Source organism: Jeongeupia wiesaeckerbachi (genome assembly GCF_050916355.1).
In the GTDB taxonomy this organism is placed as follows: Bacteria; Pseudomonadota; Gammaproteobacteria; order Burkholderiales; family Chitinibacteraceae; genus Jeongeupia; species Jeongeupia wiesaeckerbachi.
Genome location: NZ_CP136946.1, coordinates 641,645 through 661,427 on the forward strand (window position 1 = coordinate 641,645; position 19,783 = coordinate 661,427).

At 65.0% G+C, this 19,783-nt stretch carries 14 protein-coding genes; 10 read left to right on the top strand and 4 right to left on the bottom strand.

What is annotated here, in order from left to right; translation table 11 throughout:
* Positions 1-231: 231 nt before the first annotated feature.
* From R0382_RS03170 to adeC, 3 genes are read left to right on the top strand one after another with little or no spacing between them, the layout of a single operon-like run.
* Complete coding sequence (locus R0382_RS03170; RefSeq protein ID WP_432722240.1) at positions 232-1,407, top strand: efflux RND transporter periplasmic adaptor subunit; 1,176 nt, start codon at positions 232-234, stop codon at positions 1,405-1,407.
* A 13-nt stretch (positions 1,408-1,420) separates the two neighbouring features.
* Positions 1,421-4,591 (top strand): efflux RND transporter permease subunit, encoded by a 3,171-nt coding sequence (locus R0382_RS03175; protein ID WP_432722242.1) that lies wholly within the window; start codon positions 1,421-1,423, stop codon positions 4,589-4,591.
* Positions 4,584-6,038 carry an AdeC/AdeK/OprM family multidrug efflux complex outer membrane factor gene (gene adeC, locus R0382_RS03180; RefSeq protein WP_432722244.1) on the top strand — a complete coding sequence of 485 codons (1,455 nt, stop codon included), beginning with the start codon at positions 4,584-4,586 and terminating at the stop codon, positions 6,036-6,038. Before R0382_RS03175 ends, adeC begins: the two co-directional genes overlap by 8 nt.
* Positions 6,039-6,092: 54 nt before the next feature.
* Here the strand turns inward: adeC and R0382_RS03185 are convergent, their stop codons facing one another.
* Entirely contained in the window at positions 6,093-6,908 is an 816-nt protein-coding gene (locus tag R0382_RS03185; RefSeq protein WP_432722246.1) for a ChaN family lipoprotein, read from the bottom strand.
* Between the two features lie 234 nt (positions 6,909-7,142).
* On the opposite strand from R0382_RS03185, the gene R0382_RS03190 reads away from it, so the two are divergent.
* The 7 genes from R0382_RS03190 (at position 7,143) to R0382_RS03220 (ending at position 17,537) form a co-directional block, all read left to right on the top strand.
* Positions 7,143-7,733: an IMPACT family protein gene (locus R0382_RS03190; protein ID WP_432722248.1), complete on the top strand. Its 591-nt coding sequence runs from the start codon at positions 7,143-7,145 to the stop codon at positions 7,731-7,733.
* A gap of 163 nt (positions 7,734-7,896) precedes the next feature.
* Entirely contained in the window at positions 7,897-8,904 is a 1,008-nt protein-coding gene (locus R0382_RS03195; protein ID WP_432722250.1) for a tetratricopeptide repeat protein, read from the top strand.
* 39 nt (positions 8,905-8,943) lie between these two features.
* On the top strand, positions 8,944-10,173 hold the full coding sequence (locus R0382_RS03200) for a nucleoside recognition domain-containing protein (protein WP_432722251.1): 1,230 nt from the start codon (positions 8,944-8,946) through the stop codon (positions 10,171-10,173).
* A 117-nt stretch (positions 10,174-10,290) separates the two neighbouring features.
* The gene (locus tag R0382_RS03205; RefSeq protein ID WP_432722253.1) at positions 10,291-11,295 is read left to right on the top strand and encodes a tetratricopeptide repeat protein; all 1,005 of its coding nucleotides are present in this window, start codon (positions 10,291-10,293) and stop codon (positions 11,293-11,295) included.
* 204 nt (positions 11,296-11,499) lie between these two features.
* Positions 11,500-15,381, top strand: coding sequence for a DUF3683 domain-containing protein (locus tag R0382_RS03210; protein ID WP_432722255.1), 3,882 nt, complete (start codon positions 11,500-11,502; stop codon positions 15,379-15,381).
* A gap of 99 nt (positions 15,382-15,480) precedes the next feature.
* Positions 15,481-15,918: an HIT family protein gene (locus tag R0382_RS03215; RefSeq protein ID WP_432722257.1), complete on the top strand. Its 438-nt coding sequence runs from the start codon at positions 15,481-15,483 to the stop codon at positions 15,916-15,918.
* Positions 15,915-17,537: a hypothetical protein gene (locus tag R0382_RS03220; protein ID WP_432722258.1), complete on the top strand. Its 1,623-nt coding sequence runs from the start codon at positions 15,915-15,917 to the stop codon at positions 17,535-17,537. Before R0382_RS03215 ends, R0382_RS03220 begins: the two co-directional genes overlap by 4 nt.
* 49 nt (positions 17,538-17,586) lie before the next feature.
* Here the strand turns inward: R0382_RS03220 and R0382_RS03225 are convergent, their stop codons facing one another.
* From R0382_RS03225 to R0382_RS03235, 3 genes are read right to left on the bottom strand one after another with little or no spacing between them, the layout of a single operon-like run.
* Entirely contained in the window at positions 17,587-18,345 is a 759-nt protein-coding gene (locus R0382_RS03225) for a 3',5'-cyclic-nucleotide phosphodiesterase (protein WP_432722260.1), read from the bottom strand.
* Positions 18,346-18,347: 2 nt separating this feature from the next.
* Positions 18,348-18,953, bottom strand: a complete 606-nt coding sequence (locus tag R0382_RS03230; RefSeq protein ID WP_432722262.1) for an FHA domain-containing protein — start codon at positions 18,951-18,953, stop codon at positions 18,348-18,350.
* Between the two features lie 37 nt (positions 18,954-18,990).
* The gene (locus tag R0382_RS03235) at positions 18,991-19,779 is read right to left on the bottom strand and encodes a Stp1/IreP family PP2C-type Ser/Thr phosphatase (RefSeq protein WP_432722263.1); all 789 of its coding nucleotides are present in this window, start codon (positions 19,777-19,779) and stop codon (positions 18,991-18,993) included.
* Positions 19,780-19,783 lie beyond the last annotated feature (4 nt).

The window sequence follows — 19,783 nt, forward strand, 5'->3', positions numbered from 1 at the left end:
CCCTCGTGTCGCTCACGCTGCGCAGACTGACGATTCCATTTGTCATAGCCCGGCGTACTATGCGCTTGCCAAGTGATTTTGATTTTAATTAGAATGGTCATTCTAGAATGATCATTCATTCTATTTCGAACCATTGTGTCTGAACAGTGTCCAGTTTCCCCAGCCGCCCGGTAAGAACGCCCGGCGGCCGTTTCCGTTGAATGTTAAATCGACTCCGAAGAAGAGGCCCCCATGCACCTGATCCCGAGACGCGCGCTGGTCGCCGCCAGCCTGATTGCCGGCAGCCTGGCGCTGATCGGCTGCGGCGAACCTAACGCAGCCAATAACGCCGCGCACCCCGAGCCGGTCGTCGGCGTGGTGACGGTCTCCGGCCAGTCGCTGCCGATGACAACCGAACTGGCCGGCCGCACCTCGCCGTACCAGGTTTCCGATGTCCGCCCGCAGGTCGGCGGCATCATCCAGAAGCGGCTGTTCACCGAAGGCAGCGAAATCAAGGCCGGTCAGGTGCTGTACCAGATCGACCCGGCGACCTACCAGGCGGCGTACGACAGCGCCAAGGCCTCGCTGGCCAAGGCCGAAGCCAATGTGCTGTCGGCCAAGAACCGCGCCGAACGCTACGCCGATCTGGTCAAGATCAACGCCGTCAGCAAGCAGGAATACGACGACGCCTACGCGACGCTGAAGCAGTCCGAGGCCGACGTCGCCGCCGGCCGCGCCGCGGTCGAAACCGCGCGCATCAACCTCGCCTACACCAAGGTTACTTCGCCGGTCGACGGCCGTATCGGCCGTTCGGCGGTCACGCCGGGTGCGCTGGTCACCGCCAACCAGGCCGAATCGCTGGCGACGGTGCAGACGCTCGATCCCATCTATGTCGACGTCACCCAGTCGAGCAACGAGCTGCTGCGCCTGCAGCGCGAACTGGCCAGCGGCAGCCTCAAGCGCGCGGGCACCGACGCCGCCAAGGTCAAGCTGGTATTCGACGATGGCAGCACCTACCCGCTCGAAGGCAAGCTCGAGTTCTCCGAAGTCACCGTCGAGCAGAGCACCGGTACGGTGACGCTGCGCGCGGTGTTCCCGAATCCGAAGCACCAGTTGCTGCCGGGCATGTATGTGCGCGCGGTGATCGAGGAAGGCGTCAATGACAACGCCATCCTCGCGCCGCAGCAGGCGGTGACCCGTGACGCCCGCGGCAACGCCACGGCCATGGTCGTCGGCAAGGATGACAAGGTCGAACCGCGCCAGCTCAAGACCGCCCGCACCGTCGGCGACAACTGGCTCGTCACCGACGGCCTGAAGAGCGGCGACAAGCTGATCGTCGACGGCCTGCAGAAAATCCACCCGGGCGCCAAGGTCAAGACCGTGGCCGCCAGCGGCGCTGCCAGCGCGCCGACCGTCGCAGCCAAGTAAGGGGAGAACCTAAATGGCTCGTTTCTTCATCGACCGCCCGATTTTCGCGTGGGTGGTCGCCATCATCATCATGCTCGCGGGGCTGCTGGCGATCCGCACCTTGCCGGTCGCCCAGTACCCGAGCATCGCGCCGCCGACGATTTCGATCGCCGCCACCTATCCGGGTGCTTCGGCCAAGACGCTGGAAGACACCGTCACCCAGGTCATCGAGCAGAACATGAAGGGGCTCGACGGCTTGCTGTACATGTCGTCGACCAGTGAGTCGACCGGCATGGTCGCCATCACGCTGACCTTCGCCGCCGGCACCGATCCGGACATCGCCCAGGTGCAGGTGCAGAACAAGCTGCAACTGGCGACGCCGCTCTTGCCCGAAGCCGTACAGCGTCAGGGCATTTCGGTGTCGAAGTCGTCGGCGAGCTTCCTGATGGTGCTCGGCTTCGTCTCGACCGACGGCAGCATGAGCGACATCGACCTCTCGGACTACGTCGCCGCCAACGTGCAGGATCCGCTCTCCCGGACCAACGGCGTCGGCAACATCCAGCTGTTCGGCTCGCAGTACGCGATGCGGATCTGGCTCGACCCGAGCAAGCTCAACAACTACAAGATGACGCCGGTCGACGTCGCCAACGCGATCCGTTCGCAGAACGTCCAGGTGTCGGCCGGCCAGCTTGGCGGTACGCCGTCGGTATCGGGCCAGCGCCTGAACGCGACCGTGTCGGCGCAGACGATGCTGCAGACGCCGGAGCAGTTCGGCGCGATCCAGCTGCGCATCAACAGCGACGGTTCGACCGTCTATCTGCGTGACGTCGCCCGCGTCGAGCTCGGCGCCCAGAGCTACGACAGCGTTGCGCGCTTCAACGGCAAGCCAGCCGCCGGTATCGGTATCCAGCTCGCCACCGGTGCCAACGCGCTCGAAACCCGCACCGCGGTCGAGCAGCGCGTCGACGAAATGGCCAAGTTCTTCCCGCCCGGCATCAAGGTCGTCTACCCGTACGACACCACGCCGTTCGTGAAGATCTCGATCCATGAAGTGGTGAAGACGCTGCTTGAGGCCATCGTGCTCGTCTTCCTGGTGATGTATCTGTTCCTGCAGAACTTCCGCGCGACGCTGATCCCGACGATTGCGGTGCCGGTCGTGCTGCTCGGCACCTTCGGCATCCTCGCGGCGTTCGGATTCTCGATCAACACGCTGACGATGTTCGCGATGGTGCTGGCGATCGGCCTCTTGGTCGACGATGCGATCGTCGTGGTCGAGAACGTCGAACGGGTGATGAGCGAGGAAGGCCTGTCGCCGAAGGAAGCAACCAAGAAATCGATGGGCCAGATCACCGGCGCGCTGGTCGGCATCGCCATGGTGCTGTCGGCGGTATTCATCCCGATGGCGTTCTTCGGCGGCTCGACCGGCGTCATCTACCGGCAGTTCTCGATCACCATCGTCTCGGCGATGGCGCTGTCGGTGGTCGTTGCACTGGTGCTGACCCCGGCGCTGTGCGCGACCATGCTCAAGCAGATCGAGAAGGGTCACCACGCGTCGGATAAAGGTTTCTTCGGCTGGTTCAACAACAAGTTCGACGCGACCAACGCCCGCTATCAGGGCATGGTCGGCGGCATCCTGCGCCGCAGCGGCCGCTTCATGGTCATCTACCTGCTGATCGCCGCCGGCATGGCCGTGCTGTTCATGCGCCTGCCGACGTCCTTCCTGCCCGATGAAGACCAGGGCATCCTGTTCTCGCAGATCATGCTGCCGGCCGGCGCGACGCAGGAGCAGACGCTCGAGGTGATCAAGAAGGTCGAGCATCACTTCCTCGTCGACGAGAAGAAGAACGTCAACTCGGTGTTCTCGGTGGCCGGCTTCAGCTTCGGCGGTAGCGGTCAGAACAACGGTATCGCCTTCGTCAGCCTGAAGGACTGGGACCAGCGCAAGAGCGCCGACGATCACGTCAACGCGATCGCCGGTCGTGCAATGGGCGCGTTCTCGCAGATCCGCGAAGCCTTCGCGTTCGCGTTCGCACCGCCGGCGGTGATCGAGCTCGGCAACGCGACCGGTTTCGACTTCTTCCTGCAGGACCGCGCCGGCGTCGGCCACGAAAAGCTGATCGAAGCGCGCAATATGCTGCTCGGCATGGCCGCCAAGGATCCGACCCTCGTCGGCGTCCGCCCGAACGGCCAGGAAGACACGCCGCAGTTCCAGCTCGACATCGACCAGGAAAAGGCCGGTGCGCTCGGCGTCTCGATCGCCAGCATCAACGACACGATCTCGACCGCCTGGGGTTCGTCCTACGTCAACGACTTCATCGACCGTGGCCGGATCAAGAAGGTCTACATGCAAGCCGAAGCTTCGGCACGGATGCAGCCGGAAGACCTGAACAAGTGGTATGTGCGCAATGCGCAGGGCGAGATGGTGCCGTTCTCGGCCTTCGCCAGCGCGCACTGGGACTACGGCTCGCCGCGTCTCGAACGCTACAACGGTCTGTCGGCGGTCGAAATCCTCGGCCAGGCCGCACCGGGCAAGAGCTCCGGTGAGGCGATGAAGGCGATCGAGGACATCGTCGCCAAGCTGCCGCCGGGCGTCGGCATCGAATGGACCGGCCAGTCGTACCAGGAGCGGATGTCGGGCTCGCAAGCGCCGGCGCTGTACGCGATCTCGCTGCTGATCGTGTTCCTGTGCCTTGCCGCACTGTACGAAAGCTGGTCGATCCCGTTCTCGGTGATGCTGGTGGTACCGCTGGGCGTGCTCGGCGCGGTACTGGCGACGACGGTGCGCGGTCTGTCCAACGACGTGTACTTCCAGGTCGGCCTGCTGACGACGATCGGCCTGTCGGCGAAAAACGCGATCCTGATCGTCGAATTCGCCAAGGAGCACATGGAAGCCGGTGCCAGCATGATCGACGCGACGCTGACCGCGGTGCGCGAACGCTTGCGGCCGATCCTGATGACGTCGCTGGCCTTCGCGCTCGGCGTGCTGCCGATGGCGATGAACACCGGCGCCGGTTCGGGCGCGCAGAACGCGATCGGTACCGGCGTGCTCGGCGGCATGCTGTCGGCGACGCTGCTGGCGATCTTCTTCGTGCCGCTGTTCTTTGTCGTCGTGCACAAGCTCTTCGACCGCTTCACCAAGCCCAAGGCACACGCCGCCCCGGCCACCGAACACGCAGCACTCAAGGAGAGCCAACACGATGCGTAACACCCTCCTGAGCCTGGCCGTGTCCAGCGCCCTGTTGGCCGGCTGCACGCTGGCGCCCACCTACCAGCGCCCGGTCACGCCGCCCGAGGCGGCCTCATGGCCGCAGGGCGCGGCCTACCCGGCCACGAGCGCCGACGGTCGTCAATTCGCCGACACCGCCTGGCGCGACTATTTCAACGACGCCAGGCTGCAACAGGTGATCGCGCTGGCGCTGGCCAACAACCGCGACCTGCGCGTCGCGGCGCTGAACATCGAGAAGGCCCGCGCGCAGTATCAGATATCGCGTGCCGATCTCTTCCCGTCGATCCGCGCCAGCGGCAGCGGCACCGGCCAGCGCACGCCGGGTAGCCTGTCGATGACCGGCCAGCCCGAAATCAGCCACCAGTACAGCGCCGGTCTCGGCTTTGCCTCGTACGAAATCGACCTGTTCGGCCGCGTCCAGAGCCTGAAGGACGCCGCGCTCGAGCAATACTTCGCCACCGAGGAAGCGCGTCGCAGCGCCCAGATCAGCCTGATCGCCGAAGTCGCCAACGCCTATCTGACGCTGGCGGCCGACAACGACAGGCTGCGGTTGGCGCAGGAGACGCTGAAGAGCCAGCGCGAATCGTTCGAGCTGACCAAGAAGCGCTTCGACCTCGGCGTCGCCTCCGAACTCGACGTACGCCAGGCGCAGACCAGCGTCGAATCGGCGCGCGTCGACGTCGCCAAGTTCACCGGCCTGATCGCCCAGGACGCCAATGCGCTGACGCTGCTGCTCGGCGCACGCCTGCCGGCCGAGCTGCAACCGTCGACGTCGGTCGAATCGGTTACCGCCGTGCGCGACGTGCCGGGCGGCCTGCCGTCCGATGTGCTGCTGGCGCGGCCGGACATCGTCCGGGCCGAGCACCAGCTCAAGTCGGCCAATGCCAATATCGGCGCGGCACGCGCGGCGTTCTTCCCGAGCATCACGCTGACCGCCAGCGCCGGCAGCGCCAGCGCCAGCCTCGGCGATCTGTTCAAGGCCGGCTCGGGCGCGTGGAGCTTCATGCCGCAGGTGAGCATTCCGATCTTCGAGGGCGGTCGCAATATCGCCAACCTCGACGCGGCCAAGGCCGACGAGAAGATCGCCGTCGCGCAGTACGAGAAGTCGATCCAGAGCGCCTTCCGCGAAGTGTCGGACGCGCTGGCCGACCGCGGCACGCTCGACGAGCAGGTCTCGGCGCAACAGGCGCTGGTCGATGCCTCGGCCAAGAGCTACACCTTGTCGCAGGCGCGCTACGGCAAGGGCGTCGACAGCTACCTGAACGTGCTCGACTCGCAGCGCTCGCTCTACAGCGCCCAACAGGGGCTGATCTCGATCCGGCTGTCGCGTCAGGCCAATCTGGTCACGCTGTACAAGGTGTTCGGCGGTGGCGGCCAGGACGAGGCCGCGATGGCCAACGCCTCGGCGCCCGCCAAGGCCTCGTGATCGCACCGGAATGAAAAACGCCCCTCGACGAGGGGCGTTTTTTTTATGCCGCGCTCAACCCAACGCCGCGCACGGATCCGGTCGATTCGCCGCCGGAATCGTCACCACCTCGTCAAACGCCTTCGCATCCTTGCCGCTCTCGAGATAACCGACGCTGAGCACCTGCGCCGCCGGCACGCCGGCCAGCCAGCGCGGCACGCCGATATCGCTGCGCACGTGGCCGTTGCCGGCGATCAGCACCACGCCGCGCTGCGCGTTGTCGCGCAGCACCTGCGCCATGAAGGCGTCGCGGGCGATCTGCGCCTGCGCCATGCCCGGCACCATCGCCTGCGGCAGCTTGCCGCAATGGCCGACTTCGACTTCATGCTGCTGGCCGGCGACGATGTCGGCGGCCGGCGCCACATCCAGTCGCGCCGCCTTCAGTGCGGCCGGGTCGAACGCCGCAGCGTAACCACCACGGACGACCTTGCCGGCGTCGGCGCGCGACACATTGGCGGCGATCAGCGGCAGATCGTACTGCAGCGCCAGCGCGACCACCGGCTTGTAGAACGCCCAGTTCCAGCTCGATTTGACCGGCGCCGCCGCCTTGATCACCGCATCGGCGTCGCCGCCCTTCCGGGCAGCATCCAGCTCGGGCTGGCGTTCTCGGTCGAACTGCTCCATTGCGATCGCCGGCCGCCAGCCTGCCTCGACCGCGGCTTTCAGCGCCGCAAAGCGGGCCTCGTGCCCCGCGGCGTTGTCGTGGACTTCGCCCAGCAGCACGACGCGCTTGTCGGCCATTGCCACCGGCAACGACGGCGCCGATGCGCACGCCCCCAGCAGCGCGGCAGACATCAGGGCGAGAATCAGGGTGCGGGGGGAGCGGGACATGATGCTTCCAGACAAAAAAGAGAATAATTCTCATCCAATCTCTTTCAAGCTGACAAGCACAATCGCCGCAGCAACAAGCGCGGCGCTGCTCCCGGCGCTCGTTCCGGCGCGGCGCACATCCTGCCCGCGGCGTTGTATCCGCTTGCCGTTCGTTGTGACGGGGTCTCCCGGCGATGCTTCGCACGTCTTGCCAGCACCGTTACACTGGATTCTGGTCGCCACGCTAATCCCCCGATGTTCACGCTCTCCAGTTCCGTCGAGTACACGCTCGAGATCAAGAAAAGCCGCTTCCTCGGCCGGGTCGAGCCCGTAGCCAGCCGCGCCGAGGCGCTGGCCGTCATCGACACACTGCGCGCCGCTCATCCGGATGCCGCGCATGTCTGCTGGGCGCTGCTCGCCGGCGGTAACTCGGGCATGAGCGATGATGGCGAGCCATCGGGTACCGCAGGACGACCGATGCTCGAAGTGCTGCGTCATCACGATCTCGACGGCGTACTGGCGAGCGTGGTGCGCTACTACGGCGGCGTCAAACTCGGCGCCGGCGGGCTGGTCCGTGCCTATACCGATGCGGTCGCCGGCGCCCTCGTCGGTGCGGTCAAGACCGAGCGGATCGCGATGACCCTGCTTTCGCTGACACTGCCTTACGCCGATGAAAACCGTGTTCGCCACTGGGCCCAGCAGCAGGGCTTCGAGGTGGTCGCCGCCAGCCATGCGGCCGCAGTCACCCTGACGATATCCCTGCCGCAAGCCGCCGAAGCAGCCAGCTTGCGCGCGCTGACCGACCTGACATCAGGCCGTTTGCGCCACATTGGCACGCCCGACTGAACACGTTTCAGTTCAGCGCGCGTCCTTGGTTTTTCAGCTGTTTTCAGAGTTAACAGTCAAATTTGTGTAATTTGTGCTTACCAACTATCGGTTCAGGCTTGAAAGCCGAAAAACATGCGTTTAGTCTAGCCGCCATCCCATAGCCAAGCCGTCCCCCCGATCCATGCACCCCGGCGAGCTCAACGCGCTTGCGCACCTGATCAGCGAAAGCGAGCGGCTCACATATCTCGATCCGCACGCAGCGCTCAGCCTCGCCGAATCGGCCAGCCGGCTCGCGCCGGCCTGTAAAGACACGCTGCTGGCCATCTCGGCGTGGCGTTGCTACGGCACGATGCTGTTCGCCTTCGGCCGCATTCCGGATGGCCAGCATGCGATGTTCAAGGCGCTGACGCTGGCCGACGCCGAGGACCTCGTCGCCGAACGCGGCGAGCTGATCCAGGAACTCGCCTGTGCCTACTACACGCAAGGCGATTACGACGAAGCGATCGCCTATTGGGCCGACTGCATCGATACCGACGGCTTCACGCTCAGCACCCGCATCCACGCCTACATCGGCCTCGGCCAGGTTTATTACGCGCACGAGCGCTACGAGATGGCCTTGCAGAACCACCTCGACGCCAAGGCGCTGATCCTGCCGCCGTTCGATACCGACCTGCATAGCCGGGTGCTGATCAATCTGGCGGCCGACTACGCCAAGCTTGGGCGTTTCGACGACGTCGCGCTCGAGCTCGACGAAGCGATGCCGCTGGCCGAAGCCGCCGGCAACCCCGAGTACATCGGCGAAATCCTCGTCTATCGCAGCGCCGTCGCGCTGGCCCGCGGCCAGATCGCCGACGCGCACACCTTCCTGGACCAGGCCGTCGCCATGCGTCGGGTCTGGGCCTGGGGTGAAATCTCGCAGAACCTCGCCCGCGGCCGCGTCTACCTGTTCGAAGGCCGGCTCGACGAGGCGCTGACCGCCGTGCACACGGCCTTGCTGCGCGCCGACGAAATGGGCACCTGCCACAAGACCTTCCAGGCCCATCACCTGCTGGCGCAGATCTACCAGCGCAAGGGCAACACCAACCAGGCCGAGTACTTCCACCGCCGCTATCAGGAAGCGTTCAGCCGTATCGTCCGTTCCGGCACCTACGCTAAACTTCAGGCGCTCGAAGCCAGGCTGAACCACTGATCCCCGCCTGGCGCGATCGCGCCAGGAGTCCTTCTTCCCATGCTCAACCGTATCTGGGCCGGCTTCATTCTGCTGGCATTCGCCGTCGCCTGCGTGCAGGGCTTCGCGCTCGGCCAGCACGACGTGTTCCCGGCAATGACGCGGGCGATGTTCGATGCCGCCAAGCTCGGTTTCGAAGTCGCACTGGGGCTGACCGGCGTGATGACGCTGTGGCTCGGCATCATGAAGATCGGCGAGGCTGCCGGCCTGATCGCGCTGCTCGCCCGCCTGCTCGGGCCGCTGTTTGCCCGGCTGTTCCCCGGCGTGCCCGCCGGTCACCCGGCGCTTGGCGCGATGACGATGAATATCGCCGCCAATATGCTCGGCCTCGACAACGCCGCGACACCGCTCGGTCTGAAGGCGATGAAAGAGCTGCAAACGCTCAATCCGACACCCGACACGGCCACCGACGCGCAGGTGCTGTTTCTGGTCATCAACACCGCCGCGGTGACGCTGTTTCCGGTGACGATCTTCGCCTACCGCGCCCAACTCGGCGCAGCCGACCCGACCGACATTTTCATGCCGCTGCTGATCGCCAGCTTTAGCGCGACCATCGCCGGCATCGTGCTCGTCGGCCTGCGCCAGCGACTGCGGCTGCACGATCCGGTCGTGCTCGCCTATCTCGGCGGCCTGGCCGCGCTGATCGCCGGCGTCGCCGCCTGGTTCCTGCATCTGGCTCCGGACGAGCGCGCTGCGCAGTCGGCACTGGTCAGCAATTTCCTGTTGCTCGCCATCGTCGTCGTCTTTATCGCTACCGCCGTGTGGCGCCGCATCGACGTCTACGAGACCTTCATCGACGGCGCCAAGGAAGGCTTCAAGGTCGCGATCGGCATCGTGCCCTACCTGGTCGCCATGCTGATGGCGATCTCCCTGCTGCGCGCCAGCGGCGCGCTCGAACTGCTGCTGTCCGGCCTGCGCCACCTTGTGGGCATGCTTGGTTACGACAGCCGCTGGGTCGACGGGCTGCCGGTCGGCATCATGAAATCGCTGTCGGGCAGCGGCGCGCGGGCGCTGATGATCGACACGATGAAAACCGCCGGCGCCGACTCCTTCGCCGGCCGGCTGGTGTCGATCCTGCAGGGCAGCAGTGAGACCACTTTCTACGTGCTGGCCGTGTACTTCGGCTCGGTGGGCATCACCCGGACCCGCTACGCGGTCGGCTGTGGCCTGTTTGCCGATGCCGTCGGCTTCATCGCCTCGGTCTGGGTTGCCTATCTGTTTTTTGCTTAACGCAAAAAAAGCTTTCATACCAGCGCAGAAATTTTGTAACAAATCACAGTAAATAATTATTTACTGGTAAGAATTTGAGCTAGGGTTATCCCTAGCTCACCCATTACAAAAACAAACATGATCGATCTTCGCCCGCTGCTCAACCGCGTTCGCCGCATCATCGCGTCGCAGACCGTCGAGGCCATTGCCCAGGCCGCACAGGTCCGCGAACTGGCCCGCCAGCAGGCGCAGCCGCTGGTCGAAGCCGAAGCGCTGATCCTGCACGGTCAGGCGATGCTGATCCTCGGCCGCTACGAAACAGGCCGCTCGGCCTTGCTGGCCGCGTTCGACATCGGCCGCAAGGTCGAACTCGGCCTCCTGCACGGCGAAGCAATGCACCAGCTCGCCCGCTCCTACTACGCGCTGGGCGACTATGACCGCACGGCCGGCTACTGGCTTGACTGTCTTGACTTGCCCACTACGCAAGCCGATGAAGACATACGTTGCCAAGTTCATATCGGCCTCGGTCAACTGCTGTACGCGCAAGAACAGTTCGAAGCCGCGCTGGCGCATCACCGGCACGCGGTCACGCTGACGAACGCCCCGCAACTGGCGCAATACCGCGCCACGGCCTTGATCAACGTCGCTGCCGACCAGTTGCAACTCAAGCGCTTCGACGAAGCCGATGCGGCGCTGAACGAAGCCCTGCCGCTGGTCCGGCAAAGCCAGCATGTCGAACACGAGGCCGAGGTTTTCGGCCTGCGCGCGCAGATCATCCTTGCCCGCGGCGACATCGAACGCGCCCGGCATCACCTGCGCGTCGCGCTCAAGCTCAGCCGCCTGCACAGCAATGGCTGGGGTGAAGCCTTCAACCTGATCACGCTGGGCCGTTGCAGCATTGCCGCCGGCCATTTCGACCATGCCCGCGACGAACTCGTCCAGGCCTTGCGCCTAGCCGAAGCGATGGGCACGGCCAGCCTGGCCGCACGCGCCCATGAAGTGCTCGCCGATCTGTTCCAGCGCCTGGGTCAGCTCGCCGATGCGCAATCGCACCTGGACCGCTTCGCCAAGCTGCGCGAACAGCTGCTCGGCCAGCTATCAGCCTCCCGTTTTGCCACAATGGAACTGCGTCTCGCCGACTGACGCGCCGCAGCACGATGGCTTACAAAGCCGCTTCAGCCAGCTTGGCTCTGGCCAAGATAGTGCCGATCGAGCGCAGGATGTAGTCAGGCACAGAGAAATACAGGCACGAGAATTGCATAACCCCAAGAAAATTGGGGGCTTCAAGGGGAATTTTTCCGATAAAATTCCACCTTTGAATCACAGCCTTAGCGAGATCGTCCTGTCATGGCCGAGCTGACCGCCGCTTCCCCGCACCTCGCAACCGAACGCCTGCGCGAGATTCCGTACAACTACACCTCGTTCTCCGATCGCGAAATCGTGATCCGGCTGCTCGGTGAGGATGCATGGCAGACGCTCGAAGCACTGCGTGCCGAGCGCGTCACCGGCCGCTCCGCGCGGATGCTGTTCGAAGTGCTCGGCGATATCTGGGCGGTCAAGCGCAACCCCTATCTCGAAGACGACCTGCTCGAGAACCCGAAGCGGCTGCGCCTGCTGGTCGATGCGATGCACCACCGGCTGTCGGAGATCGACAAGCGCCGCGAAGGCAATGACCGCGTCGGCATGCTGGCCGAGCGCGCCCGCCACGCGGTCGATGCGTTCGAGCACGATTTCCGCGACGTCGCCGGCCTGCGCAAGAAAGTGCTGCGCCGCATGGGCGGGCTGACCCGTCGCGACAACATCTGCTTCGACGGTCTCGCCCGCGTCTCGCACGTCACTGACGCGACCGACTGGCGCGTCGAGTACCCGTTCGTCGTACTTTCCCCCGATACCGAAGCCGAAATGGCGCCGCTGGTCGCCGCCTGTATCGAGCTGGGGCTGACCGTCATCCCGCGCGGCGGCGGCACCGGCTACACCGGCGGCGCCGTGCCGCTGACGCCGATGAGCGCGGTCATCAACACCGAGAAGCTCGACCGCCACAACGGCGTCGAGCGGATGATGATTGCCGGCGTCGATCACGAGATCGCCACGATCCAGTGCGGTGCCGGCGTCGTCACCCGCCGGGTGATGGAAGCCGCCGAAGCGGCCGGCCTCGCCTTCGCCGTCGATCCGACCTCGGCCGACGCCTCGTGCATCGGCGGCAATGTCGCGATGAACGCCGGCGGCAAGAAAGCCGTGCTCTGGGGCACCGCGCTCGATAACCTCATCAGCTGGAAGATGGTCGATCCGGACGGCAACTGGAAATTCATCGAGCGGCTCGATCACAACCTCGGCAAGATCCACGATGCGCCGCAGGCGACGTTCCGCATCACGACGTACAAGCCCGACGGCAAGACCCGGCTGCACGAAGAGACCCTGGTCATCCCAGGCCGCGCCTTCCGCAAGGAAGGCCTCGGCAAGGACGTCACCGACAAGTTCCTCGCCGGCCTGCCCGGCGTGCAGAAGGAAGGCACCGACGGACTGATCACCAGCGCCCGTTTCGTGCTGCACCGGATGCCGGCGCATGTGCGCACCGTCTGCCTCGAATTCTTCGGCGAAGTCAGCCGCGCCGTACCGTCGATCGTCGAAATCAAGGACTACCTCGACGCGCACGCCAAGGTCCAGCTCGCCGGTCTCGAACACCTCGACTGGCGCTATGTGCGCGCCGTCGGCTACGCCAGCAAGGCCAAGAGCCGCGGCCGGCCGAAGATGGTGCTGATCGCCGACCTGGTGTCCGACGACGAAACCGCCGTCGGCGAGGCCGCGTCCCACGTCGTCAAGCTCGCCAACGCGCGCAGTGGCGAAGGTTTCATCGCCGTCACCGCCGAAACGCGCAAGAAGTTCTGGCTCGACCGCGCCCGCACCGCGGCGATCTCGAAGCACACCAATGCGTTCAAGATCAACGAGGACGTGGTGATTCCGCTGCCGCGCCTTGGCGAATACTCGGACGCGATCGAACGGATCAATATCGAGCTGTCGATCGACAACAAGCTCGAACTGCTCGAACGGCTGAGCGATTTTTTCGAGCAGGGCATCCTGCCGGTCGACTTTGCCGATTCGCCGCTGAGCCGCGATGCGCTGATCGGCGATCGCCGCAGCGCCGCGCTCGAGCTGATCGGCCGCGCCCGCACGCACTGGCGCTGGATTCGCGACCACCTCGACGACGCGTTCGAGGCCTATCTCGCCAACTTCCCGGAACAGCCGCTCGAACGCGAGCTCGCCGCCGGCGAAACGCCGCAGAGCGTCTTCCTGGCGCTGCGCGATTTCGTCCTGCGCGTCTCGTACAAGCGCGAGTTGCTGACCGACTTCGAGTCGATGTTCTCGAGCCGCAACGACAAGCCGCTGCTCGACGCGGTGATCGCGATCCAGCAGCAGGTGCTCAAGGGACGCACCTGGGTGGCGCTGCACATGCACGCCGGCGACGGCAACGTCCACACCAATATCCCGGTGAACTCGGACGACTACGCCATGCTGCAGCGCGCGCACCATGCGGTGGCGCGCATCATGGACGTCGCACGCGAGTTGAACGGCGTGATTTCGGGCGAGCACGGCATCGGCATCACCAAGTACGAATTCCTGACCCGCGACGAACTGGCACCGTTTGAAGCCTACAAGCAAAAGGTCGACCCGCAGGGCCACTTCAACAAGGGCAAGCTGCTGCCGGGCGCTGACCTGACCAATGCCTATACGCCGTCGTTCAGCCTGCTCGGCGCCGAATCGCTGATCCTCGAGCAATCGGACATCGGCAATATCGCCGAATCGATCAAGGATTGCCTGCGCTGCGGCAAGTGCAAGCCGGTCTGTACCACGCACGTCCCGCGTGCCAACCTGCTGTACAGCCCGCGCAACAAGATCCTCGCCACCGGCCTCTTGACCGAAGCCTTCCTGTACGAGGAACAGACGCGCCGCGGCGTGTCGCTGAAGCACTTCGAAGAGCTCGGCGACGTCGCCGACCATTGCACCGTCTGCCACCGCTGCGTCAATCCGTGTCCGGTGAAGATCGACTTCGGCGACGTGTCGGTCGCGATGCGCAATTTCCTGCGCAAGGAAGGCCAGAAGAAATTCAATCCGGGCACCGCGCTCGGCATGACCTTCCTGACCGTCAAGGATCCGGCGACGATCAAGGCGATGCGCGTCGGCATGATCGGCATCGGCTACAAGGCGCAGCGCCTTGGCCACAAGCTGGCCAAGCGCTTCGGCCTGATCAAGAGCGTCACCAAGCAGCCGCCGGCGACGCTGGGCAAGCCGCCGCTCAAGACGCAGATCATCCACTTCGTCAACAAGCCGCTGCCGGCCAAGGTACCGTTGCGCACCGCGCGCGGCATGCTCGACGTCGAAGACGCCAGCGTCATCCCGGTGATCCGCGATCCGGAGATCCGTCAGGAAGAACGCGAATCGGTGTTCTACTTCCCGGGCTGCGGCTCCGAGCGGCTGTTCTCGCAGGTTGGTCTGGCGACACAGGCGATGCTCTGGCACGTCGGCACCACCACGGTGCTACCGCCGGGCTATCTGTGCTGCGGCTATCCGCAGGCGTCCAGCGGCTATGGCGACAAGGGCGAGAAGATCACCACCGAGAACCGGGTGCTGTTCCACCGGGTCGCCAACACGCTGAACTATCTCGACATCAAGACCGTGATCGTCTCGTGCGGTACCTGCATGGATCAGCTGATGAAGTACCAGTTCGAGCAGATCTTCCCGGGTTGCCGCCTCTTGGACATCCACGAGTACCTGCTTGAGAAGGGCGTGAAGCTCGATGGCGTCGGCGGTGAGCGCTACATGTACCACGAGCCCTGCCACACGCCGATGAAGCAATACAAGGGCATCGACGTCGCCAACGAGCTGATGGGCACACGTGTCGACCTGAATGACCGCTGCTGCGGCGAATCGGGCACCTTCGCCGTGACCCGGCCGGACATCGCCACCCAGGTGCGCTTCCGCAAGCAGGAAGAGATGCAGAAGGGTGCCGACACGCTGCGTGCCGAAGTCGCCGTCGCCGACGCCAAGCAGCCGGTCAAGGTGCTGACAAGCTGCCCGTCGTGCCTGCAGGGGCTGCAGCGCTACGACGATGACGCCGGTACCACCGCCGATTACATCGTTGTTGAAATGGCGAAAAAGATCCTCGGCGACGATTGGTTGAGCGAGTACGTCGACAAGGCGCGCAACGGCGGGATCGAGCGCGTTCTGCTCTGATCCGTCACCGTACAGCAACGGGGCATCCCTTCCAGGGCATGCCCCGTTGTTTATGGGACGCCCTTGCGGTAATAATCGCATCTACATAAGGAAAGGGTAATGGAACGCGATTGCGTCTTGTGCAGTGAAAACGGCGGCGAACTGGTGTGGCACAACGATTTGTGCCGGGTCATCCTCGCCGACGAGGCCGGCTACCCAGGCTTTTGCCGGGTCGTTCTGTCGCGCCACGTTGCAGAAATGACCGATCTGCCCCCCGCCGATCGTCAGCGACTAATGGCCGTCGTGTTCGCGGTCGAAACGGCGCTGCGTACGGTACTCTCGCCCGACAAAATCAATCTCGCCAGCCTGGGCAATGTCGTGCCGCACCTGCATTGGCATGTCATTCCGCGCTGGCAAGACGACGCGACATTCCCGGCTCCGATCTGGGCCAGCCCGGTTCGCCCCGGTGCCCAGCACGGAATGGCCGCCGACACATTGGCGCGTCTGCGCCAAACCCTGCAACACCTTGAACCCGAGGCTATCCAGAGCCTGCCATGACCGACCTGTCGATACACCAGACCCTCAGCGGTACCCTGCCCTTCAGCGATGCGCGTACGGCCAAGTCCTGGCTGCAACTGCTGCCGCTGATCAATACACCGGTCGCGCATGCCGAGCTGTCCGACGCGATCACCCAGCTTGCCAGCAGCGGCATCGCGCCGTATGAAACGCTGAAAATCCTCGAGCTGCTGCGCGAGCCCCTGCACGTCGTCCAGGGCGCGCTCGCCGAACGCTTCCTCGGCCGCGCTTTGCCGCTGGGCTCCGACGAAGCCCACGCCCGCGATGCCACCGTCGCCCTCTGGACCCGGCTCGCCGACCTGTACGGCACCGGCCTCGATGCCGCGCTGGCAGGCGACGCCGAAATCGCCCCGCATAGCGCGTTGCTGGCGCAGCGCCGGATGCGCTATCTGGCACTGGCTGCGCGCGAATCGCTGCTCAGCTACCGCCCCATTCCGGCCGAACTCTGGCAGCAGCTGTTCGACAGCTATCAGTTGATCGAAGCCAACGGACTGGCGGAAAAATCCGCCAAGGACAGCCTGCTCAAGGTCGCCGGCGTCGCCACGCCGCAACATGCCTTCGTCCATTTGCTGCTGCTCGCCGCGTCGTCGCCGTTTCACTTTACCGGGCGGCAAATCCGCTGGCTGGACGAGCACCTGCCATCGCTGGCGCAACGCACGCCGCTGGAACGCGAAGCCGCGGCGCTGCCAGGACGCGGCAGCCTGCAGATCGACTTCGCCCAGCCCGGTGCGCCGCGCCGGATCGAGCCCCGCCTGTTCGGCGAGACCGTTCGCGAGCTCGATACCTTGCAGCTGGCACAGGCGCTATCACGGCGCATCAAGCTGTTGCGCCAGGGCGAGAACCCGGAAAAGCTCGGCCTCGGCAACCAGTTCGCCGCCGCACAGGTCGAAACGCTGCTGGTCGAGCTCTACCGCACCTGGTGCGAACAACCGAGCGAACGCGCGCTACCGCGCCACGACAGCCGCCGAGAGCTTGAAGCCGTATTCGGCCTGCCGCGCCAGCACGCGCTGATCGGCCATGAACGTTTCGCGCTGCCCGACGATGGCCCTGCCCCACTCGGCAGCCAGGATCTGGTCCGGTTGCAACTGTTCGGTCAGGCGACCGTTGCCGGCGCCACCGGCCCGAACACCGTGACGCCACAGCCGGGTGAGTGCTGGCAGGTCCGCAACGAGTCGGCACAGGGCTTGCGCCTGTCCCGCAGCAGCGATGCCGGCGGACGCATCGCCCTGCAGCAGCTGCTGTCGGTCCAGCTTGAGGGCAACCACTATCTTGGCGTCGTACGCTGGCTGCAGGAAAACGACGGCTGCGTCGAAGTCGGCGTCCGGCTGATGCCGGGCTTGCCCGCCGCGGCGGCGATCCGCCCGGTCGAGCTGGCCTACTCGGACCGGCGCGGCTGGATCGAATGCCTGTCGCTGCCGGCGGTCGCGGCCTTGCGCGCACCGCTGTCGCTGATCCTGCCGGTGGGCTGGTACCGTCGCGGCCGGCTGATCGAGTGGTGGGATGGCAACACGCTGAAAAAGATGCGCGTCGAAACGCTGATCGAACGCGGCGTCGACTTCGAACGGATGCATGTCGTCCCGGCCGGCCAACAGCGCCGCTGAGTACTGCGCAACGATGCGACAACGCCGCGTGTAACGCGGCGTTGTCGTTTCAGAACGCCAGCGTCTGCCCGCCGGCGAGCGCGGCAATCCGGTGCACGCCGTTGCGTGCCTCCGCAACGATGCGCGCAGCGTCGAGCGGTTTCAGATGGGTCAGCCAGATATCGACGGCGGGATCGATCCGCGCCAGGGCCGGCAACAGCGTCACCGGCGCATAGTGCTGCGACACGCGCGCCAGCCCGGCTTCGCGATTGCTGAATGCGGTCTCGATGATCAGCGCCCGCAAGCGCTCGACCGTCGTCAGCGCATTCCAGAACGCCGGACAATCGGCACTATCCCCCGAGAACGCGATCGCGCCGGTGTCGGTCTCGAACAGATAGCCCAGCGCCGGCACCGTGTGCTGTGCCGGCAACGCGGTAATGCGCAGCCCATCGATGTCGCACGACTCGCCGACGCCGATCGGCGCCCAGCGCAGCAGACCGTTGTCCGCATCGGGAATCACGCTGAAGTCGGGCCAGAGCTGCCAGTTGAACACATGCGCCTGCAAGGTCGCGATGGTCTGCGGCAGGGCATGCACGGTAACCGGCTGGCGCCGCGCACTGATGACGGTGTCAAGCAGCATCGGCAGGCAGGCGATGTGATCGAAATGCGAGTGCGTCAGGAAAACATGGTCGATGTCGCACAGCGCTTCGAGCGACAGCTCGCCGACACCGGTGCCGGCATCGATCAGCACCCGCTCGCCGAGCAAAAGCGACGTCGTCCTTGCCGTTCCGCCGATGCCGCCGCTGCAGCCGAGCACCCGCAACTGCATGATCAGCCGCGGAAGAAAAACGCCAGGCGAACACCGACCAGTTCGATCAGGTCTTCCTCGGCCAGCAGCAGCGGCTCGTCGCCGACCGACTTGCCATTGACATGAGGTCGGGTCGCGCCTTCGACGTGCGAAAGGTAGTAGCCCAGGGGCCGCCGCACTACCGTGGCGACCTGCACGCCCGGTTTCCCCAGCGAGGTGACCGTCTTGCTCAGGACGATCTCGCGGCCGCTGTTGCCGCCGGTCAGCACCTTGATCACGCCCAGCCTGGCCGCGGTGGGTTCGCGCAACACCATTGTTTCGGCGTAAGCGCCCGGCGCCTGCGGCTCGCACCAGTAGCGCAGCATGTAGCGACCGACACCGATTTCGTCGCCGTTGCGCAGCACGGTCCGCGCGGCCGGCGTGCCGTTGACGGTGGTGCCATTGGTACTGCCGAGGTCTTCGACCACGTGATCGTCGCCATCGCGAACGATGCGCGCGTGCTCACCGGAGACCGCAAGGTTCTCGATCTGCAGATCGTTCTGCGGTCGACGGCCTATCGCGAACACGTCCCGGTGAATGCGGTATTCCTTGATGACGTTACCGTCGAGGCAAAGCAGCAGTTTCGCCATGGTGTTCAGGATGTAATGGCGCGCAGCGCGCGCGGGGTCAGCTCAACCAGGCTGTCAGCCTGGACCAGAAGCCGGCATTGGCCGGATACGGGCGGCGAACCGCCGCCAGAATGACCGATATATTGTCATGACCGCCGCGATGATTGGCGGCCTGAACCAGCTGCATTGCAGCCAAGGACGCATTGTCCTTCAAAGTCAGAAGAATGTCAGTGATCTGCGCATCGGCCACCATGTCGGTGAGACCGTCCGAACACAGCAGGTAGAGGTCATCCGGCTCGGCATCAAACTCGCTCAGATCGGCGTCAACCTCAGTATCGATGCCCATGGCACGGGTCAGCAGGTTGCGCTGCGCAGCCTGACGGGTGTCGGTTTCCTCGACCAGGCCCAGGTCGATCTGCTCCTGCAGCAACGAGTGGTCGTGGGTGAGCCTTGTAAGCTCCCCGTTGCGTAAACGGTACATCCGCGAATCGCCGACATGCGCGACCAAAATGCGATTGTCATAAAATACCGCCACAACCAGCGTCGTTCCCATCCCTGAGTACTGCGGCTGCGAGATTGCATTGTCGTAGATCGTTCGATTGGCTTCGTCGATCGCCTGCATCAGCCAACCGGTCAGCGACAGCTGCGTGCTGCGTGCCAGCGGTGGCGAAGGCAGCGGCTGCGACAGGCGTCGCGACAGCACGTCGACGGCCATGGCGCTGGCCACCTCACCAGCGTTGTAGCCCCCCATGCCGTCGGCGAGTACGACAAACCCGGCATCGGCATCCCAGGCAATCGCGTCCTCGTTCTGCGCACGCACCAGTCCCGGATCGGTCTGTCCGACCATTTCC